Source organism: Streptococcus pseudopneumoniae (genome assembly GCF_001072375.1).
Lineage (GTDB): Bacteria > Bacillota > Bacilli > Lactobacillales > Streptococcaceae > Streptococcus > Streptococcus pseudopneumoniae_L.
In genome coordinates, this window is sequence record NZ_JVKV01000018.1 from 39,842 (window position 1) to 59,447 (window position 19,606).

15 protein-coding genes and 1 other annotated feature are annotated in these 19,606 nt (G+C 38.9%); all 15 genes read right to left on the bottom strand.

Going from position 1 to position 19,606, the window contains the following annotated elements; translation table 11 throughout:
* Nucleotides 1-2: 2 nt before the first annotated feature.
* The gene (gene dnaG, locus ADH31_RS01440; protein ID WP_049508501.1) at nucleotides 3-1,763 is read right to left on the bottom strand and encodes a DNA primase; all 1,761 of its coding nucleotides are present in this window, start codon (nucleotides 1,761-1,763) and stop codon (nucleotides 3-5) included.
* A gap of 180 nt (nucleotides 1,764-1,943) precedes the next feature.
* Nucleotides 1,944-2,375, bottom strand: coding sequence for a hypothetical protein (locus ADH31_RS01445; RefSeq protein ID WP_049508503.1), 432 nt, complete (start codon nucleotides 2,373-2,375; stop codon nucleotides 1,944-1,946).
* Between the two features lie 164 nt (nucleotides 2,376-2,539).
* Entirely contained in the window at nucleotides 2,540-3,298 is a 759-nt protein-coding gene (locus tag ADH31_RS01450) for an ABC transporter ATP-binding protein (RefSeq protein WP_049503531.1), read from the bottom strand.
* On the bottom strand, nucleotides 3,295-4,161 hold the full coding sequence (locus tag ADH31_RS01455; RefSeq protein ID WP_049503533.1) for an ABC transporter permease: 867 nt from the start codon (nucleotides 4,159-4,161) through the stop codon (nucleotides 3,295-3,297). Before ADH31_RS01455 ends, ADH31_RS01450 begins: the two co-directional genes overlap by 4 nt.
* Nucleotides 4,162-4,222: 61 nt before the next feature.
* Nucleotides 4,223-5,224 (bottom strand): tryptophan ABC transporter substrate-binding protein, encoded by a 1,002-nt coding sequence (gene trpX, locus ADH31_RS01460; protein ID WP_000792189.1) that lies wholly within the window; start codon nucleotides 5,222-5,224, stop codon nucleotides 4,223-4,225.
* A gap of 124 nt (nucleotides 5,225-5,348) precedes the next feature.
* Nucleotides 5,349-5,565 (bottom strand) — a binding site (T-box leader).
* 94 nt (nucleotides 5,566-5,659) lie between these two features.
* On the bottom strand, nucleotides 5,660-8,485 hold the full coding sequence (gene ppc / locus ADH31_RS01465) for a phosphoenolpyruvate carboxylase (RefSeq protein ID WP_049508506.1): 2,826 nt from the start codon (nucleotides 8,483-8,485) through the stop codon (nucleotides 5,660-5,662).
* A gap of 24 nt (nucleotides 8,486-8,509) precedes the next feature.
* A complete protein-coding gene (gene ftsW / locus ADH31_RS01470; protein ID WP_000703366.1) occupies nucleotides 8,510-9,721 on the bottom strand; it encodes a cell division peptidoglycan polymerase FtsW in 1,212 nt (403 codons plus the stop codon).
* Nucleotides 9,722-9,993: 272 nt separating this feature from the next.
* Entirely contained in the window at nucleotides 9,994-10,935 is a 942-nt protein-coding gene (prsA, locus tag ADH31_RS01475) for a peptidylprolyl isomerase PrsA (protein ID WP_000728085.1), read from the bottom strand.
* Nucleotides 10,936-11,008: 73 nt separating this feature from the next.
* Nucleotides 11,009-11,722, bottom strand: a complete 714-nt coding sequence (locus ADH31_RS01480; RefSeq protein ID WP_000241074.1) for an O-methyltransferase — start codon at nucleotides 11,720-11,722, stop codon at nucleotides 11,009-11,011.
* Between the two features lie 5 nt (nucleotides 11,723-11,727).
* The gene (pepF, locus tag ADH31_RS01485; RefSeq protein WP_049508509.1) at nucleotides 11,728-13,530 is read right to left on the bottom strand and encodes an oligoendopeptidase F; all 1,803 of its coding nucleotides are present in this window, start codon (nucleotides 13,528-13,530) and stop codon (nucleotides 11,728-11,730) included.
* Nucleotides 13,531-13,548: 18 nt separating this feature from the next.
* Nucleotides 13,549-14,505, bottom strand: a complete 957-nt coding sequence (locus tag ADH31_RS01490) for a competence protein CoiA (protein WP_049503537.1) — start codon at nucleotides 14,503-14,505, stop codon at nucleotides 13,549-13,551.
* 95 nt (nucleotides 14,506-14,600) lie between these two features.
* Nucleotides 14,601-15,749, bottom strand: a complete 1,149-nt coding sequence (locus ADH31_RS01495) for a DUF1887 family protein (protein WP_001139564.1) — start codon at nucleotides 15,747-15,749, stop codon at nucleotides 14,601-14,603.
* 198 nt (nucleotides 15,750-15,947) lie between these two features.
* On the bottom strand, nucleotides 15,948-16,808 hold the full coding sequence (gene tehB / locus ADH31_RS01500) for an SAM-dependent methyltransferase TehB (RefSeq protein WP_000413783.1): 861 nt from the start codon (nucleotides 16,806-16,808) through the stop codon (nucleotides 15,948-15,950).
* A 14-nt stretch (nucleotides 16,809-16,822) separates the two neighbouring features.
* Nucleotides 16,823-17,290 (bottom strand): SsrA-binding protein SmpB, encoded by a 468-nt coding sequence (gene smpB, locus ADH31_RS01505; protein ID WP_001051741.1) that lies wholly within the window; start codon nucleotides 17,288-17,290, stop codon nucleotides 16,823-16,825.
* Nucleotides 17,253-19,595: a ribonuclease R gene (rnr, locus tag ADH31_RS01510; RefSeq protein ID WP_049508515.1), complete on the bottom strand. Its 2,343-nt coding sequence runs from the start codon at nucleotides 19,593-19,595 to the stop codon at nucleotides 17,253-17,255. Before rnr ends, smpB begins: the two co-directional genes overlap by 38 nt.
* Between the last annotated feature and the right edge of the window lie 11 nt (nucleotides 19,596-19,606).

A 19,606-nucleotide genomic window follows, 5' to 3' on the forward strand; every position in this document is an offset into this window, starting at 1 on the left:
TCTTACTCCATTCTTCTTTTTTGGGCAATTAAGCGTTCTAGCTCTTCTAATGCAGTGTCTGTATCACCGACATGGCTAGCTTCCTGAACTTTCTTTTTAATTTGCAGATTTTCCTGATTCAAAAGAGCTCTTTTTCGAGACTCTTCCACTTCAGCTAACTCGTGAGGGGACATCTCAGGTGGCAAATCTAAGGCTAGGACTTGATACCAAGCACTCTCCACTTCTCTGGTCTGATGAGCCAAATCCTCAGATGAGATACTTCCATTATCAATCAAGATTCCATACAAGGTCTGAAACTCTGGAGTTTCAAAAATAAAGTCATCTCTTAAGCGGTAGTCATTGAGCACCAAGGGATGTTCCATCATTCGGTAGAGGATATGGGCCTCTGCTCTCATCACTGCTGTCAGTTGCTTGGTAACAGACATGGTGATAGGACTCGGACTATAGGATTCCTTAACCTTCTCCTTTCTCTGTCTGACTCGACTTTCATTGACAATATGTTCGACTTGCTGATAGTCAAAAGATGGCAAGTGATCCGTCAAAATGTGAATGTAGGAATTCTGAGCTGTGATAGAGGGTTCCTTGGCGATTAAGGGAGCAATTTTCTCTATAAATTCAATTTGAGCTTGTAGATTTTCACTGTTTTCCGGTCTGAAATGATGGATGTAAAACTCAACAGGACTGATGCGTGTATTGGTTAAGAGATAAGCCAAGTCTTGAGGAGAGTTTTTCTGCAAATATTCATCCGGATCCATTGCGTCAGGAATCTGGACTACTTGGATAGGTATATCTTTAAGCTCGTCCAAGGCTTTAGCTGTGGCAGCTTGCCCAGCCTTATCTCCGTCATAGGTGACGATCACTTTTTTGGTAAAGCGTTTCAGATGCTCCACATGTTCACTCGTCAGTGCGGTACCCATAGAAGCAACTGCATTTTCAATACCAGCACGATAAGCCGCAATGACATCCATAAACCCTTCCATCAGGTAGATTTCAGGAGCCTTGCCCGATCCTTTTTTTACCCTCTCCAAATGATATAATTCGTAACTTTTGTTAAAAATTGCCGTCGCTCGACTATTTTTATACTTTCCAGTTTGAGAATCAGTCTCTTGCCATACACGACCAGAAAAGGCAATCACCTTTCCTTGATCATTTGAAAGAGGAAACATAATGCGATTATGAAAGGTATCAAAGAATTGGTTACTCTCAGATAGATAAAACAAACCTGAATCCAGCAAGTCCTTCTCACTATAATCATCTGCTAAACGCTGATATAGATAAGAGCGTTCTGCTGGAGCCAAACCAATCATAAAATGCTTGAGAACATCATCTGTTAAGCCACGTTTATAGAGATAGTTTCTCGCCTCTTCACCCATCTTAGTCGTCATGAGAATGGCATGATAAAAACGAGCGGCTTTCTCATGCATATCGTAGAGATTTTGATGGGGCGACCTAGGCTGTACAGAACCTTGAACAGGCGCTGCCATCTGAATCCCAAGTCTCTCAGCTAATATCCTCACCGCATCCGCAAAAGTTACTTGCTGATACTCCTCGATAAACTTAAAAACATCTCCAGAACGACCACAACCAAAACAGTGGTAAAACTGCTTATCTTCGACCACGTTAAAGGAAGGGGTCTTTTCACCATGAAAAGGACAGAGCCCTAAAAAGTTCCGTCCAGATTTTTGTAAAGAAATCACTTCTCCTATGATTTCGACAATATTGGTATTGTTTTTGATCTCTTCGATGAGTCTCTTGTCAACCATAGACAATACCTCCATTTTATCACAGTTTACTCTAACTAGTATAGCTTATTTCTGAAAAAAAGTAAACCATTTCATACACTTTACATGAGACTATTTCATAAGTTTCCAGCTATCATGAAAAACTGAATTTTCTGAGCAAATCATTCTAATATTTGAAAGAAAAACAAAAGAAATAAAATCCTATTTCACTTGATCTTCGAGATTATTTTTCAATATTCTGCTAATATACTGACCATCTTTTCTACTAATACAAGCCGTTGCAAAAGTCATAGGTGCTATATAAACTTCTCCTCTATATGATGGGTCGGTCAATACAGGCATAGAATAATAGGCATTCTTTTTATTTTTAAGATCAATAAACCATTTACCACCTAGATGCTTACGGAAGGTTTCACCGATATAAACAGTCAAATAATCCAACATCTTTTGGTCTGCTATCAAAGCATGGTGGTCATCGTAGTGAGCCAAGATCCAAGCCTCCAAATCATCCAAAGAATGCAAGCTATAGTCTAAATGAAGGCCTTGTTCCTCAGCAAACTCCCTAGTAAAATAGTCCATCTTAAATCCAATTTGAAAAATCCATTCTTGAAAATCTTCTTGTGTGTAAGCCATCTTTTTATCTCCTACTTCTATCAAAGTTAAATATTCTTATACTGATTATACTCTAAAGTAAAACTGACGAAAAGGAAAAAAAAGTAATATTTAAAATTCACCAAAAAAACTTAGAAGCAAAAGCCTACTTCTAAGTTTTTAAGGATACTTGATTTAAAAAATATCTACTCAAATAGTTGATAGTAATCGGAAATTTTCATCTTGGCTTTTTCATCCTTATTCAAATCTTGGATGATTTGTCCATCTTTCATAACAATCAAGCGATTTCCATACTTGAGAGCATCTTCCATATGGTGAGTAATCATCAAAGCTGTTAGATGGTCCTTGTTGATAAAGTCATTTGTCAATTCCATCAAGGCAACACTTGTTTTAGGGTCAAGAGCAGCTGTGTGTTCATCCAGTAAAAGGAGCTCTGGACGTTTCAAGGTTGCCATCAAGAGGCTCAAGGCCTGTCTTTGTCCACCTGACAAGAATTCAATCGGTGTATCCAAGTGTTTTTCTAGACCATTGCCAACCTTCTCAATGGTTGCTTGAAATTCTTCTTTATAGGCTGAGAGTTTTCTTGGAAATAAACCACGTTTTTCCCCACGGAACTTAGCAATCAAGAGATTTTCTGCAACTGTCATACGAGGTGCAGTTCCCATCTTAGGATCTTGGAAGACACGAGAAAGGTACTTGGCACGTTTTTCAGGGCTGAAATGAGTCACATCCTCGCCCATTATACGAATGCTACCACTAGTCAAGGGTAGCGTTCCTGCAATGCTATTAAAGAGGGTTGATTTCCCTGCACCATTTCCACCCAAGATTGTGATGAAGTCATGTTCATAAATTTCAAGTGAAACATCGTTTAGAATAATTTTTTCCTCGTCGAAACCATTTTTCACAATTTTTGTGGCATTTTTTAATTCTACAATTGCTGTCATTTGCTTAACTTGACTCCTTTCAAGTATTTATCCTTAAGGGTTGGAATTACCAAGCAAGTTGCTAGGATAAGGGCACTATATAGACGGAGGTAGCTAGTATTAAAGCCGAGAGCAATGACTCCCCATACCAAGAATTGATAGCTGATGGAACCAACTACAATAGTAACCAAGCGTTCTGCTATGGTAAGACTCTTAAAGAGAACCTCACCGATAATCAAGCTAGCAAGACCAACTACGATAACTCCGATACCACGAGAGACATCCGCATAACCTTCTTGTTGAGCGATAAGTGCGCCAGCAAGTGCGATTACACCATTTGACAAGACCAAGCCCATAAGCTCCATACGTCCTGTATTGATACCAAAACTACGAGCCATGTCTGGATTATCCCCTGTAGCGATATAGGCCTGTCCAAGTTTGGTATCTAGGAAGAAAAGCATGAGAAGGATAACCAAAGTCACAAAGATTAAACCTGTCAGTAATTGATTAACCTCTGATGAAAATGGAAGAACATCTTGGATTTGCTTGGTATTTAAGAGTCCAAGGTTAGCTCGTCCCATAATCATGAGCATGATAGAATGACAAGAAGTCATCACCAGAATTCCAGACAAGAGTGTTGGAATCTTTCCTTTGGTATACAATAGTCCAGCTGCTAAACCAGCAAGACAACCTGCTCCTACAGCCGCTAAAGTCGCAAGAAAAGGATTGACTCCCTGGGTAATTAAAGTCACTGCTACTGCTCCTCCAAGTGGGAAGGAACCCTCAGTTGTCATATCTGGGAAGTTCAAGATTCGAAAGGTCATAAAGATTCCCAAACCTAGGATAGCCCAGACCAATCCCTGTGAAATAATTGATATTAGCATGTTTGATTCGTTTCCTTTATTCTAAAAATTGGAGGAGATGTCTCCAACTCCTCCTTTATTCTTATTCGATTACTTGACCAGCTTCTTTGAGAACTGATTCAGGAATTGTGATTCCAAGTTCTTGAGCAACTTTTTTGTTGATCACTGATTTACCAGTTGAGAAGACATTGACTGGTGTATCTGCAGGTTTTTCACCCTTCAAGACTTTGGCAATCATTTTACCAGTAGCAACACCAAGATCGTGTTGGTCAACAACGACTGATGCCAAACCTCCAGCTTCTACCATGGCAGTCGCACTTGGGTAGATTGGTTTTTTAGCTGTTTGATTGCTTGAAACGACAGTTGAGAATGCAGATGCGATTGTGTTATCGATTGGAACCCAGATTGCATCTACTTTACCAGTCATAACGTTCACTGTTGAAGCAATTTCGTTCGTTGAAGGAACTGCAAATGTTTCGACTTTCAAACCAGCTTTTTCAGCGTATGCTTTGAATTCTTCAACTTGTGATTTTGAGTTATCTTCACTACTTGAGTAAAGAGCTCCAACTGTTTTCACATCAGGAGTCAATGTTTTGATCAATTCAACCTGTTGTTCAGCAGGGTTGTGGTCAGATACCCCTGTGATGTTCCCACCTGGTTTTTCCAAGTTTTGTACAAGGTTAGCACCAATTGGGTCTGTAATAGCTGCCATGATAACAGGAAGGTCTTTTGTTGCACTTGCAAGACCTTGAGCTGCTGGTGTTGCAATACCGACAACGACATCATTTCCATTTGCCACCAATTGTTTACTCATTGTCGCAACCTTACTTTGGTCACCTTCTGAGTTCATAAAGTCGATTTTGACTTGGTCACCTTTATAGCCTTCTTCAGCAAGTCCATCTTGGATACCTTGGTAGATTAAGTCAAGCGATGGGTGGCTTACAAACTGAAGAACACCAACCTTAGCTGTTTTATTAGCTGTCTCAGTTTTAGTTTCTTGTTTCGTTAAGCTAGAATATACCAAGCTTCCTCCAACTACGAGTGCTAATGCTACGATAATACCGAGTAGACGTTTGTTTTTCATAATTTTCTCCTTATTTCTTCTTATCTTATTATTTTTTTATTCAATCACTTATTCAAGCGACGCCATCGTTTGATTTCCATAATTTTTTCCTCCCCATAGAAAAAGTCCTCACACAAAAAACTTGTGTGAGGACGTCGATGCGCGGTGCCACCTCAATTATAGGAACTAGTCCTATCGCTCTTACTCGCTAAAACGAGTTGCACTGTAAGGTGTGCTCACCGAATTCTTATGATTTCAAATTCTTAATAACATTCAGCCCAATTTTCATCACTTCCACCTATCTGTTTCCACCAACCACAGACTCTCTAAAAAATTTCAATGATTACTTTCTGAATGCTTAAATTATATCATTTTACTAAAACTTGTCAAGGGTTTTCATGAAATATTTTAAATATTAACAAAAATCCCCACGTTTTTTATAAAATCTAACTTGTATCAACCTGAATTACGTAATCCTGTAGCAATTCCGTTGATAGTTGTATGGATTAATCTTTCTTCATCTGAAGATAGCTCGCCACGACGTTGACGCTTAATCAATTCCAACTGAATATAGTTAAGGATATTGAAATAAGGCATGCGGTAGTTAAGACTGTCTTTCAAATAAGTATTTTCTGCCAAGAGCTCCTCATGGCCTTCAATAGCCAAGATAACGTCCTTAGTCAACTGCCATTCATCCAAGATAGTATAGTAGATTGCTTGTACTTCTTCACTTTCACAAAGTTTAGCGTACTCAAAGGCGATATTCATATTTGATTTAGATAATACCATGTCTACGTTAGATAGGAGTGACTGGAAGAATGGCCAGTTTTGATACATTTCACGAAGGAATTCAATATTTTTTGGATCTTGGTCAATAAATTCCTTGAAGCTTGAACCAACACCATACCAACCCGGGAACATAACACGACTTTGTGACCATGAGAATACCCAAGGAATAGCACGTAGACCACCAATTTCAGTGATTGTTTTACGAGCTGCTGGACGAGAACCAATATTGAAACTTGAAATAGCCTTGATTGGACTAGATTCAAAGAAATAATCATAGAAATGGTCATTTCCAAATACTAGCTCACGGTAGATATCGTAACTGCGTTCCACCACTTGATCCATGATGGCTTCATAGCGATTTGACGTATTGGTATCACTCTTCTTCTTGGTAATCATACGGTTGATAGCTGCTGAAACCAACATTTCGAGGTTATAGTAGGCTGCATCCTTGTTTCCGTATTTGTTTCCGATAACTTCCCCTTGCTCTGTCAAACGGATACGATCCTTGATAGACTTGAGTGGTTGAGAAGCAATGGCATCATAAGTAGGGCCACCACCACGGCCAACGGTACCACCACGACCATGGAAGAAGGTTACTTTGACTCCAAATTCATCACCAATAGCAGTCAATTGTTGTTGGGCCTTATAGAGTGTCCAACAAGATGATAGATAACCGCCATCCTTATTACTATCAGAGTAGCCAAGCATGATTTCTTGGTAATTGTTTTTAGAAGCAATCCATTTCTTAGCAAGTGGTAGAGAGAAATACTTTCTCATTGTTTCTTCAGAATGGTCCAAGTCCTCAATTGTTTCAAAGAGTGGAACAATCTGAACACGCGCTTTTTCAGCATCTACCAGGCCAACTTCTTTTAGCATAATAGCCAACTCAAGCATATCTGACACGCTGGTTGCATGAGAGATAATCGTTTGACGAATGACATCTTCTCCTAAACGGTCTTTTAATTCACGTGCAGTTCGGAAAATGGCTAATTCCTTTTCGAGAAGTTCAGACTTCTCAGCATGAGTCGCTGACAAGATTCGAGGATCTTCTAACAATTCATGCAAAAGCAAGTCGCACTTTTCATCTTCTGACAAATCGCTATAGTGGTCATTGATTCCAGCAGATGCTAACAATTCAGCTACACAGGCTTCGTGGACGCTTGAATCTTGACGCATGTCGATGGAAGCCAAGAAGAAACCAAATACTTCTACAGCTTCTAAAAGTTCTGCAAATTCACCTGTGAGTAAGGACTCTGCCTTGTTTTCAAGTAATGAATCCTTAATGGTATATAGATCTTTTTTGAACTCTTCAACTGTTTCGTAAAATGGTGGACGATCTTCAGCCAGTTCTTGAATAGCTCCTGAAAGTCGATTACTAATATAGTCTGTAATCACTCCTTGTTGATGCCCTTGAGTACCAAGAAGACGTTCAACAGGATGACGTTCATCAGCTGACGAGCCAACAACAGACCATTCTTTTAAATTCAAGAGAGTTTGAATCAATTTGGACTGAATCAAATGAAAGGCACGACGATAGGGTTCTTTCTCACGAAAGACTGATGTATCTCCAGACTGAGCAGCCATTTCTTCAACAGCTTTACTAGTTTTTGATAAATTAGTCGAGAGAGAGAAGGTACGATAGAGACTAGAAATCTTGCTAATATAGTAGTTCAAGATCACTTCACTTTGGATAGTAGCAGAACGCATAAGTGTTTCAGCTGTTACAAATGGATTTCCATCACGGTCTCCGCCGATCCACATTCCCATAGTAATTGGTTTGGCTTGTTTAAGATCAATTCCTTGCTCTTTTGCTAGACGTTTGTACTCTAACATCAAGTTAGGAACAGCCTGTAGGAAGGAACTATTATAGTATTCCATCACATTGGTGATTTCGTTGGTTACTTTTAGTTTCTTCTCACGAATCATATCTGTCTGCATGATGATTTCAATATAGCGACGAAGATCATTATGCCATTTTTCCTTGTTAATGAGCCCCATTCTCACGTCACGGTATTTACGTAAAAGGGTATGGATATGAGTGGTCAAATCTAACATACTCTTACGTTGAACCTGAGTTGGGTGGGCCGTCAAAACTGGTACCACGTTCAAGTGCTCAAGAATCTCAGCAGCGTTTTCTTTTTCAGCCACCATTTTGATCGTTGTTGACAATTTACCCAGATAGTCTTGATCGACATTATTTAGATGGTTAATCTCATAAGCCAAGTCAACATCTTCTGAGATGTTAATTAAAAGAGGCAAAATAGAGAAGTATCTAGAAATGTAGACCATCTCATCATTTGAAAGACTTGTTACTACTTTATCTAGCCCTTGATAGTCAAGTTTTGACGAAAGTTCCTTCAAGTGCATAATCTTATCAAAGGTTTCAGCAGGAAGCATATTTTTTGTGATATCTTCCAGCATATCTGTCAAGATTTGAACTTCTTCTTGTACGACCGTTTTGTTACTATAATTTTCTAACTTTTGAAGAGACATTTTTTTCTCCTTGTTATCTATGTCTTAAAGCTGTGCTTCGTATTCACTAAAAAGTCGCGCACGCTTCTCACTGGCATCAATATTTAATACAAATGCTATGGCTACTGATAGGACCAAGAGACTGTTTCCCCCTTGCGATAGGAAGGGGAAGGTTACCCCTGTTGAAGGGATCAAGCCTGATATACCGCCAATGTTAACGAATACCTGTATCAGAATCATACCACCAATACCGATTGCTACCATTGAGTTGAAAGGATCCCTTGCTCGAATACCTACCAAAATGATTCGTAGAATTAAGAAGAATAGGAGAGCGAGAATAAGACTTGCTCCTACAAATCCAAACTCTTCGATGACAATCGAAAAGACAAAGTCTGTATGGGCTTCTGGCAGATACCCTCGTTTTTCAATAGAATTTCCTAATCCCAGACCGAACCATCCTCCATTAACCATGGCATAGTAGGAATTGGCCAACTGGTGTCCAGCTCCAGCCAAGTCATTAAATGGGTTGAAAAAAGCACTGAACCGCTTGGCAACATAACCAAATACGGGAATTTTAGAGAATTTCTCAACACCGATTATCCGAATGGCTGTTAAGGAAATCATAGAGACACCAGCTAGTAAGCCCAGAATAGTTGTGAACCACCGATAAGCTATTCCACTGATGGTATACATGAGCAAGGATACCAAAATCAAGATGGTAGCATTCCCAAGGTCTGGGAAAATCGCCAAACTACCAATCATAACCAGTAGAACAAAACGCCAATCATTGAATGCTCGAGGAAGCCACTGATTAAGGGTTAAAACTTGGAAGTCGTAAACAGCTATCTCATCCTGTTGTTTCGAAAAACGCTGTGCTAGATACCAGACAATAATAATTTTCAAATACTCTGCTGGTTGAATCGTGATGGGACCAACCTTAATCCAGCCATAGGCACCGTTGACAGGAATCCCAATTAAACGCGCTAGTGCCAGCAGTATCAGCTCAACAAACATGACGATAAAGAGTAATCGCTCATTTCGCAGAAATCCTAATTTCAATTTATAAATCAAGGCAATTAAAAACAAACTGGCTATCCAGAAAATTCCTTGGTTTCGAACCAGTTGTAAGGTGCTTTTTCCCTCTTGGATAAGAGTTGCACTCGTTGTCGAATAAACTACTATCAATCCTAAAACGGATAACAGTAGATAAGGAATCAAAATGGAATAATTCAGCAGGTGCCTTTTACTTATTTTCATATGTCACCTATCTTTCGGAAAAATATTTTTATTTTCCCTTATTATTTCTAGTTTTACATGCTATTATACCATTTTTTAGGCTAGAAAAAAACTCTTACAGTATAAACATTCGAATTTTACTCAAAACAGACTCTGGACTAGAATGTCTTGAGTGTTCCCCTTATCCGATCTATCGAGCGTTTTAAGTTACTAGGACTTTTAAAACTATAATGTTGATATTTTATAAACTTAAAAACTACCTTCCAAACAGAGGAAGGTAGTTCATTACTATCTTAGTTTGAGGCGCTACTGCTGCTGTCAGAAGTTGTTTCGCCTTTGATGTATTGTGTAAAGATATTTTGGAAGGCCTGATCTTTAACTTTAATGTTGGCATCTTGTAATTCTTTACTAATAACACCTTGAACAAAGGTTGCATCATTTTGTTTTTGAGTCAAAATGATTGTTTTAAGTTTTTCTTTATAATCATCCAAGTTAGAAGATTTTTCTGATTTCTTCGTCAACTTAACAATGTAGAAACTACTTGTATAAGCTTGAGTTCCTGGAGCAGTGATTACATCAGAAATTCCGTTGACATCAAGCGCAAAAGCTGCTTTCTTAACTACGTCTGGTAATTCTGTTGATGCAGAGTCAAAAGTAATTTCTCCACCATTTTCTTTTGTCTTTTCGTCTGTAGAATTGTCTTTTGCAAGTTGTGCAAAGTCAGCTCCAGACTCTTTTGCTTTGGCAAGAACTTCCTTAGCCTTATCTTCACTGTCAAGTTTAATAATTTGAGCCGTTACTTCTGGAGTATACTCTTCAAATGCTTTTTTATAGTTTTCGTCTGTTAATTCAGCTTCAGCGGCTTTCTTAACAGCATACTCAACTAATTTACTTGTACGAATTTGAGCTTTACGGCTTTCTGCAGTCATACCTGAACGGGCGAGAATCGTTTGATAGCTATCACCGTATTTCTTTTGTTCTTCTGCAACTGCATCATCTACTTCTTTATCACTTACTTCTGAACCATATTGTTTTTCAAAAACTTTTTGAATGGTCATATTCAGCAAGACTTGTTGAGCAGTCGCATTATTTTTGACTTCTTCAAAGAATTGATGCTCAGTGATAACATCGCCTTTCATGCTAATCAAGTCAGTTCCTTCAGAACTGTTTGAACAAGCAGCCAAAGTAGCTACTGACAACAATGTGATGGCTCCCGCCATTAGTTTTTTCTTCATGTTTACTCCTTTTGTTCACTAAATAAAGGTTTACCTTATCTATTTTACCAAATTGTCTTAAAAATATCTGAAATCAATCAATATCAGGCAGTTCTACTTCTGATTGATTCTTTCTTAGCATGAGAATCCCATCTCCAAGTGGAATCAAGCTAGCGGTTAAACCAGGATTCTCTAAGGTTGCATCAAATAGTCTTTGCAAGCCACGATAAATCGTCCGTTGTCCACGTCGGACTTCCATGATATCCCTCGCAATATCTCCTCCTTGGAAAATATCATCCAAGACAACGACTCCACCTACTTCGAGGTGTTTGAGGATTTCTGGTAGAAAGACGATGTATTTGGACTTGGCAGAATCCATAAATACAAAATCATAAGTCTCTGTCAACGTTGACAGGACATCTACCGCATCACCTTCTAAGAGAGTGATTTGTTTGCGGCTATCAAATTTTGCAAAATTTTCTTTGGCAAAACCAATCATCTCAGGATTTCGGTCAATAGTTGTAATTTTTGACTTAGGTGAATGCTCTGCCATTAAAAGTGCTGAAAATCCAATAGCCGTCCCGATTTCCAAAATGTTTTTTGGTTGAATGGTTTCCATAAGGAAACGAAAATAAGCGACGGTTTCATGAGGAATGATAGGAATATTCTCCTTGCGAGCAAAGTTTTCTAGTTCTTTTAGGGAACCCGTCACCTGCTTTTGTCTGTGGCGCATGAACTCGACAATCTCATGCTTGACAACAGGACGTCGCATGTTATGATTGGCATTTTTACTATAAGACTTTACCATCTGCCTTATGCCAATCCTAATTTTTCAACAAGGGCTTCAAACTCATCCAAACGGCGTTCAAAGACTGCAAAGGCATCGTTGAGGTAATCTTCTTTTTCCATATCAACACCCGCTTTACGCATGATATTGAGTGGATAGTCTGACTTCCCTGCCTTGAGGTAGTCGATATAGTGGTCACGATCATCTTGGCTACCGTGAACAATCTTTTCAGCCAAGGCTGAAGCAGCTGCAAAGCCTGTTGAATACTGATATACATAATAGTTATAGTAGAAATGAGGAATTCGAGCCCACTCATACTGGATTTGAGGATTATCTTCCTTACTCAAGCCATAATATTCTTGGTTCAAGTCAGCATAGAGGTTGTTGAGGAACTCACTTGTCAAGACTTCACCATTTTGATCGGCTTGGTGGATAGCATGTTCAAATTCAGCAAATTGAGTTTGGCGGAATACTGTTCCACGGAAACCATCCAAGAAGTTGTTGAGAATGGCAAAGCGTGTTGCATCATCTTGAACTTCTTGCAATAATTTTTCTGTTAGGATGTTTTCATTAGTAGTCGAAGCAATTTCTGCCAAGAAGATTGAGTAGTCTCCGTATACATAAGGCTGGGTTTCACGTGTATAGCTAGAATGCATACTATGTCCTGTCTCATGTACAAGAGTAAAGAGATTATCTAGGTTATTCTGCCAGTTAAGAAGCATGAAGGCATTTGTATCGTATGATCCACCTGAATATGCACCTGAACGCTTGCCTTGATTTTCATACACATCAATCCAACGTTCGCTGAAGGCACGTTTAACTCGGCTCATGTAATCCTCACCAAGAACTGCCAAAGCTTCTTCTGCCTTCTTCAAGGCCTCCTCATAAGTAAAGCTGTATTCCACTGAAGACAATGGGGTATAAACATCGTACATCTTGAGATCTGGAATACCCAAGATTTTTGAACGAAGAGCCAAATAACGATGCAAGAGTGGCAAATGCTTACGAACAGCAGATACTAGATTGTCATAAACACTTTCTGGCACAAAGTTTGCCGCAAGAGCTGCTTCACGCGCACTCTTGTAGTTACGGACTTTGGCACGGTAGTTTTGCACTTTAACATTGGTCTGCAAGGTTTTAGCGTAAGTGTGCTGGTATTGTTCATAGGTAGAGTAAAGGGCTTCATAAGCTCCACGACGAACCTCACGATTCTTAGATTCTACCAAGCGCATATAAACGCCGTGTGATAATTGAACTTCATTTCCATCTTCATCTTTAACAAATGGAAAGACGATATCTGCATTATCTAAAATAGCAAAGGTTTCACTAGCAGCACCGAAGATTTCCCCAGCACCTGCAAGCAACTCTTCTTCACGTTGTGAAAGGACATGGTCCTTATTTTGCAATAGTTTATCAAAGAAGTGTTTATAAGGCTGGAGTTTTGGTTCTTCTGCTAAAAAGTTTTGATACTGGTCTTCTGTAATAGCCATAAATTCTGGTTCATAGAAAGAGAAGACTTGATCAAGTTGACTATAAAGAGTCATTGCTTTTGCATAGTATTCTTGATATTTAGCTACTCGTGTATCTTGGTCGTTTTTCATATGTGCATAGACATAAAGTTTTTCAAGACGACGACTCAAGTCCAGATAACGCTCTGTAATGTCAAGAAGGCTTTCTGCACTATCCAAGAGATGTCCTTCAAGACTAGCTGCTTGTTTTGTATCTTCCGTTAAAAGGGCGAGTTCTTCTTCCCATTTCTGGTCAGATTCAAAGATCGTTGATAGATCCCATGTATCTTTTTCATTGATTTCATTTCGTTGTAATACCATAAGTTTCCTCCATCCTTTCTATTTTACCATATTTTTTAAGAAATATTGCTGATAAAAGGCAGGTGGATAGAGCTTTTGTAACTCAGTTTGAGGATTTTTTTGATAATAAATTCGAAAGTTGCGATAATAATCACTAATATCCTGTTTAATTTGACAAAAAGAATCATGTTCTATCGGCCTTACTTGAGGATACCAGTCTTGATTCTTCAGATTCAAAAGGTTCTCCCCTCTCAAGTAGGCCTTGGCTTGTTGCTTCATCCAATAGGGATTTTGATAGTAGAGTTGTTTTTGAATGTAATGACAAATGTTCCTGTCCTGTTTCACTGAAAAAGTGATAATATTTTGTTGCTGATAAGGAGTCCGTAATATTTCTAGAAGATTTCCTTTGCCATAAGGAAATTCCTTGACCTGATAATGGAGTTTCCCTTTCAAATCTTGATGGAGGAGGTACTTGAGTCTCAAAACTTGTTTTTTATGGTCTAACTCCCAAATATGAAAGCCCATGTTATTACTAAAGTAAAGAAAATCTCTCTGAAGTTGAGTTAGTCGTTCTTTTAGCCAGAGCTTTTCTCCTAGTAGCCAAAGAACTTGAATTCCCAAACTTCGATAACCATTGCTTCTCTCCCGTAAAAGTTCACAAGAAATGGGACTACACTGAATTTCTAGAGCTAGTTGCTTGTTGATAAAGATATCAGCAATCTGCTTCAGTTCAGGTATGGGATATTCCATTTCAACCTCATCATTCTCCTTAGCCCAATAAAACAGTCTTTTCTTGTTTTCCAGATGCTCTGGTCCTTCATTTTCATGGAAAAAATCACATTTTTTGAGACTTTCATGCGCAAAATGCCTTCTCACATTTTTCCCTTTTCTCATGCGAACACTTGTTCCACAAGCTGGACAATAATAAGCTTGTTTGACTAGTTCATCCTCCAAGGCATTGACTAACCTCCCATTTTCATCTCTAGCTAAGAACATAAAACCTCCTCTTCTACTTTATTCGAAAAGTATAAGAAAAAGGCTGAGAAAACCAGCCTTTCCATTATATTTTGAGGATAATTCTTTAACCCAGCTCATATTTTATGCTTTTTGATCTGTTTTTGTAACATGGGAATCAAATTTGAAATTTGATCTTGTTTAATCACCAACACACCGTACTCTTGACAGCGATGGTTATATACGGGATTGATTTTGCCAGAGCAAACAATTAATTTCAAACAAGTTTCACCAGCAAAATGATTAGCATATACCTCTAGTTCATTAATAGCTTCCACAGACAAGTCTGTCATTTTACAAGATATAAAAATAATAGATTGACCTTTACGGAGGACAACATCAATTTCATTTTGTACATTATCAACTTCAGGGAAAATACCATTCCAGTCAATTTCTGCCCCTATCATACATTCATCAAAATACTCTGACTCTATCGCTAAAAGATAGAGATATAATTCTAAAATATGACCTTTAGTGCGACAGAGCAATTGTGCCTCGGGGCTAGAAAAAGTGTAACTAATATGATCGGAACTTTCCTCATCAATATGAATCAAGTTAGCTTCTGTTAGTAGAGGAATCATAGATTCTGGATAAGGGTACTTTTTACCGTTACTTTCCAAAACTCTTGCTGTTTCAGCGTGGAAATCAGTTGTTTTTGCTAATGCAAAGAATTGAGTGATCAGATACCATTCTTCTGGGTTTAAAATTGCATAGTTTGCTAGTTTTTTGATGGTAGTAATTTGTTTCGGACTGTATTTAGGTTGTTTCGCTTTGATGAGTTTACCACCCCTTAAGGCCATCAACTGTTCAATGGTTAGGTTAGGAATCACTAACTCTTCCTTCTCCACTTTACCCATTTTCCATTTAAATTGTTTTCCTTTCTCAATATCTATTGCAATAATCGGTAATTGCTTTTCCAAACCATACTGATACAGAAAAATAGCTAATATCGAATCTCCTCCAAAAACATCTAAGGTCACTGAATCATAGTTAGTCAAGAAAAGATTCAAATCATCCGTAATCTTATCTAGACTTATTTGCCGAAAATGCACTTGCTTTACATGGGAAACTTGATTCAGCAAAAAATGTTTCAAGGCCAATCTTTCATCTTCTGCAATTTTTTTCAGGGAGAGAAATAAAACCTCATCACAACCACAAATAAAAGTCTGATAAACATTTTTCTCGATAGTGTGATGATCAAAAAGTTCGACTAAAAGACTAGGCATATCGCTACCTCCCTATTAAAAATTTACTAGTTGTATGGAAAATTTAAAATTACTTAGAATAAACTTCATAGAAATATGGGTTAAGAGATTGTCTTAAGCATTTTCTACACATCTAGTATAGCATAATTCAGTTGATTGGCCCTCAAGTCTTTATATGAAAAAACGAATAGAAATGGATAGCTATTCGTTTTAAGATTTTTATTTTACTTTTCTTGCCAACATGGTCGCAAAGCGTAGTTGGATACGATTGCCATTTTCGTCACGACGGTGCAAATGACCAGGATTTTCATTATACTTGATCAATTCCCAGTCCTTGTAGTAATTTGCCAACTCACCCTCTTTGAAGGTAAATGGGAAATTAACAGAACATGGATAATCCTCTGTATCCATAGCACAAACGATCAAATTATAGCCACCGATAGATGTTTGTTCTTGCATATTTTGAATTATAGCAGGAATACGATCTGCTTGTAAAAACATGAGTACAACTGTCGATACGATAAAATCGTAAGTTTGTCCTATGCTAGCTGAATTGATATCGTAGAGACCGACAGGCATCTCTAAATCTTCTTGCTCTACGATACTTTGCAAGATTTCAAGGGATAACTCATTTTGATCTACAGCTGTGACATCAAATCCATGTTGAGCGAGAAAGAGGGCGTTTCTTCCTTGACCACATCCTAGGTCTAGTGCCTTACATGGCTTGACCGTCTGCATAGCTTCTAAAACCTCCGAATGAACTGGATTGGTATTGTATTTCTTAGGGAAATAATCTTCCGGCTTACAATAAAATTCTAAATACCACTCCACATCATCTGTGGCAGCTTCTACACGGTGCCAAGCTTGAGGTTGCGCCATCGGATTATCAGCACCCGCTTCAAAGAGGTACTCAGCTATAACTTCTCCCTCCTCAGTCAATTCAATAAACTTAAGAGCCCCTTTTAATACGGTAATCTTGCCCCAGGTTCCGACCTTGGTATTGTGTTTTCTTTGAACAGCTTCAGGCATGGTGTCTTTATTCCATACTGGCATTCGTTTATAGGCAACTAGTTTTTCCATTTCCTTCACTCTTTCTATCGATGGTTAACTGCTTTCATAACACGCGCAATGTCTCGGTCTTGCTCACGACGTTTAATCGACTCACGTTTATCGTAGTCATGTTTTCCTTTAGCAAGTCCTAAAAGAAGCTTGGCATAGCCGTCTTTGATGTAGACTTTAAGTGGAACCAGAGTCATCCCTGTCCCTTTGGTTTCTTGCTCCAATTTCTGGATTTGCTTTTTATGAAGGAGAAGTTTACGACGACGTTCTGGTTCCTGATTCCAGATGTTGCCCTCCTCATAAGGAGCGATATGGACATTGCTCAGCCAAACTTCCCCATTCTTAACCTGAGCAAACCCATCTTTCAGATTGATGCGGGCTGCTCGAACACTCTTGATTTCAGTTCCTGTCAGGACCATTCCTGCTTCTAGCGTATCTACGATAGTATAGTCGTGGTGCGCTTTTTTATTTTGCGCGACGACCTTTCCCTCGCCCTTTGCCATGCTTAGCTCCTTTCTTTGCTACTTCCTTATAAAAAGGTTTCTTACTTTTTTTCTTCTTGTCTTTTGAAGAATGCTTACGCTTATCATTTGAGCGACTAGCTTTTCTCTTGTCTTCTTTCTTATCCGAACGACGACCTCTATCCTTACGGCCAGAATGTTTCAAGCCTTTCTCAATGACATCAAATTCACTTGGAATAAAGGAGAAATCAATCTCACCAGTCATCTTATCGGCTCTTTCAACACGAATACGTATCTGTTGTCCCACACGGAAGGTTATCCCTGATTTCTCCCCACGAAGAGTCAAATCACGTTCGTTAAAATGATAGAACTCAGGTAAATTAGTAATGTGAATCAAGCCTTCGACTGTATTTGGTAATTCAACAAAAAGACCAAACTTGACGATACTTGAAACGACTGCATCATACTCTTCACCCACAAACTCTTCCATGTATTCAGCTTTTTTCATGGCTTCAACTTCACGCTCTGCCTCAATAGCTCTGCGCTCACGATTTGAAGACTGGGTCGCAATCTCTGGAATGACCTGTTCAAAATGTTCTGCTATTTCCTTGGAACGTCCATAGTCACGAATCATTCGGTGAACCAAGAGGTCCGGATAACGGCGAATCGGACTGGTAAAGTGAGTGTAATAGTCCGCTGCTAGGCCATAGTGACCATGATTATGCTCAGAATAACGAGCCTGTTGCATAGAACGCAGAAGCATCATAGAGAGAACATCCGCATAAGGCTCACCTTCAACAGCACTCATGATGTCTTGAAGAGCTTCCTGACTAATCTCACTCGCAGTCCCATAGATTCTCAAGCCAAAACTAGAGGCATAATCAATAAACTTCTGAACTTTTTCAGCTTTAGGTTCCTCATGGATACGATAGATAAAAGGTAAATCAAGCTTGCTGAAATGCTCAGCAACTGTTTCGTTTGCCATCAGCATAAAGGACTCAATCATACGTTCTGCAGTCCCACGATGACGAAGAACAATATCTACTGGTTTCCCTTGTTTGTCAACCAAGATTTTAGCTTCATTGGTATCAAAATTAAGAGCTCCACGCTTAATCCGCATACCTTCAAGAATTTCATGGAGCTTAGCCATGAGTTCAATGCTAGGAACAATTTTCTTATATTCTTTTCTCTTCTCCTCATCACCTGCTAGGATATCATTGACATCGCTATAGGTCATACGGAAACTTGTCTTGATAACTGTCTGCGTAATCGTATAATTACGAACCCGACCATGTTTATCAATTTCCATGATAGCTGATTGGGTCAAACGATCTACTTGAGGATTGAGGGAACAGATACCATTTGAAAGGCGTTCTGGTAGCATTGGAACTACACGGTCTGTCACATAGACAGAGGTCGCACGATTGAGGGCTTCTTTATCAAGAGCAGACCCCTCTGTCACATAGTAAGAGACATCCGCGATATGAACTCCAAGTTCAAAATTTCCATTCTTCAAGGACTTGATGTGAACTGAGTCGTCCAAGTCCTTAGCATCTGCTCCATCTATGGTAAATGTAATTTCATCTCTCAGGTCCAGACGCCCCTCCATGTCCTTTTGGGATGGAGCATCAGGTACACTTTCAGCTTCATTGAGAACTGCCTCCGGAAACTCTGAGACAATATCCATTGATTCCAAGACCTCAAGAACGTCAATTCCTGCATCTGTTGAATGTCCAACCACATCTAGGACACTCGCCACAAAGAAGTCATGTTTCTTACTTGGGTACTTGTCAATAAAGACCTTGAGTACTTCTGTCCCTTCTAGTTTGAGAGATGGCTTTTTCACATAAATCGGTTGACTTATTTTTGGGTTTTTAGAACGGATATAACCTGCATACTTAGGCTTTTCCTCATCGAGAATAATTTGCCCAACAACTGTCGTTAAACTGTGCTCTAGGATGTCGATAATCTTTGCTTCTGCAGCAGTTCCTTTGTTACGGTCAGCAACTTTCTTAATGACAACTTCAACAGTATCACCATCAATGGCGTAGTTAACATCACTTTTCCCAACAAAAAGATCGTCTTCTTCGCCTTCAAGGCTTACAAAACCGAACCCATTTTTATGGGCATGGAAAATTCCTTTTAGGGTAATCTCATGTTTTTTCTTCTGGTCTAGGGTTAAACTACCATCTTCTTCAAAGCGAATCTGGTGCTTACGTTCCATCAAGGAAAGAGTTTTGATTAACTCACGGAAGTCCTTTGAACCATCGTTCCCGAGAGCACTGGCCAAGTCATTAACTGTGACACTCCCCTTCTCTTGTAAATATTCTTTTATTCTATCTTTCATGTTTACTTTCT

What these genes read in the sequence shown, in the direction of transcription:
- dnaG (WP_049508501.1), bottom strand. Translation starts at nt 1,763, where the DNA reads ATGGTTGACAAGAGACTCATCGAAGAGATCAAAAACAATACCAATATT.
- ADH31_RS01445 (WP_049508503.1), bottom strand. Translation starts at nt 2,375, where the DNA reads ATGGCTTACACACAAGAAGATTTTCAAGAATGGATTTTTCAAATTGGA.
- ADH31_RS01450 (WP_049503531.1), bottom strand. Translation starts at nt 3,298, where the DNA reads ATGACAGCAATTGTAGAATTAAAAAATGCCACAAAAATTGTGAAAAAT.
- ADH31_RS01455 (WP_049503533.1), bottom strand. Translation starts at nt 4,161, where the DNA reads ATGCTAATATCAATTATTTCACAGGGATTGGTCTGGGCTATCCTAGGT.
- trpX (WP_000792189.1), bottom strand. Translation starts at nt 5,224, where the DNA reads ATGAAAAACAAACGTCTACTCGGTATTATCGTAGCATTAGCACTCGTA.
- ppc (WP_049508506.1), bottom strand. Translation starts at nt 8,485, where the DNA reads ATGTCTCTTCAAAAGTTAGAAAATTATAGTAACAAAACGGTCGTACAA.
- ftsW (WP_000703366.1), bottom strand. Translation starts at nt 9,721, where the DNA reads ATGAAAATAAGTAAAAGGCACCTGCTGAATTATTCCATTTTGATTCCT.
- prsA (WP_000728085.1), bottom strand. Translation starts at nt 10,935, where the DNA reads ATGAAGAAAAAACTAATGGCGGGAGCCATCACATTGTTGTCAGTAGCT.
- ADH31_RS01480 (WP_000241074.1), bottom strand. Translation starts at nt 11,722, where the DNA reads ATGGTAAAGTCTTATAGTAAAAATGCCAATCATAACATGCGACGTCCT.
- pepF (WP_049508509.1), bottom strand. Translation starts at nt 13,530, where the DNA reads ATGGTATTACAACGAAATGAAATCAATGAAAAAGATACATGGGATCTA.
- ADH31_RS01490 (WP_049503537.1), bottom strand. Translation starts at nt 14,505, where the DNA reads ATGTTCTTAGCTAGAGATGAAAATGGGAGGTTAGTCAATGCCTTGGAG.
- ADH31_RS01495 (WP_001139564.1), bottom strand. Translation starts at nt 15,749, where the DNA reads ATGCCTAGTCTTTTAGTCGAACTTTTTGATCATCACACTATCGAGAAA.
- tehB (WP_000413783.1), bottom strand. Translation starts at nt 16,808, where the DNA reads ATGGAAAAACTAGTTGCCTATAAACGAATGCCAGTATGGAATAAAGAC.
- smpB (WP_001051741.1), bottom strand. Translation starts at nt 17,290, where the DNA reads ATGGCAAAGGGCGAGGGAAAGGTCGTCGCGCAAAATAAAAAAGCGCAC.
- rnr (WP_049508515.1), bottom strand. Translation starts at nt 19,595, where the DNA reads ATGAAAGATAGAATAAAAGAATATTTACAAGAGAAGGGGAGTGTCACA.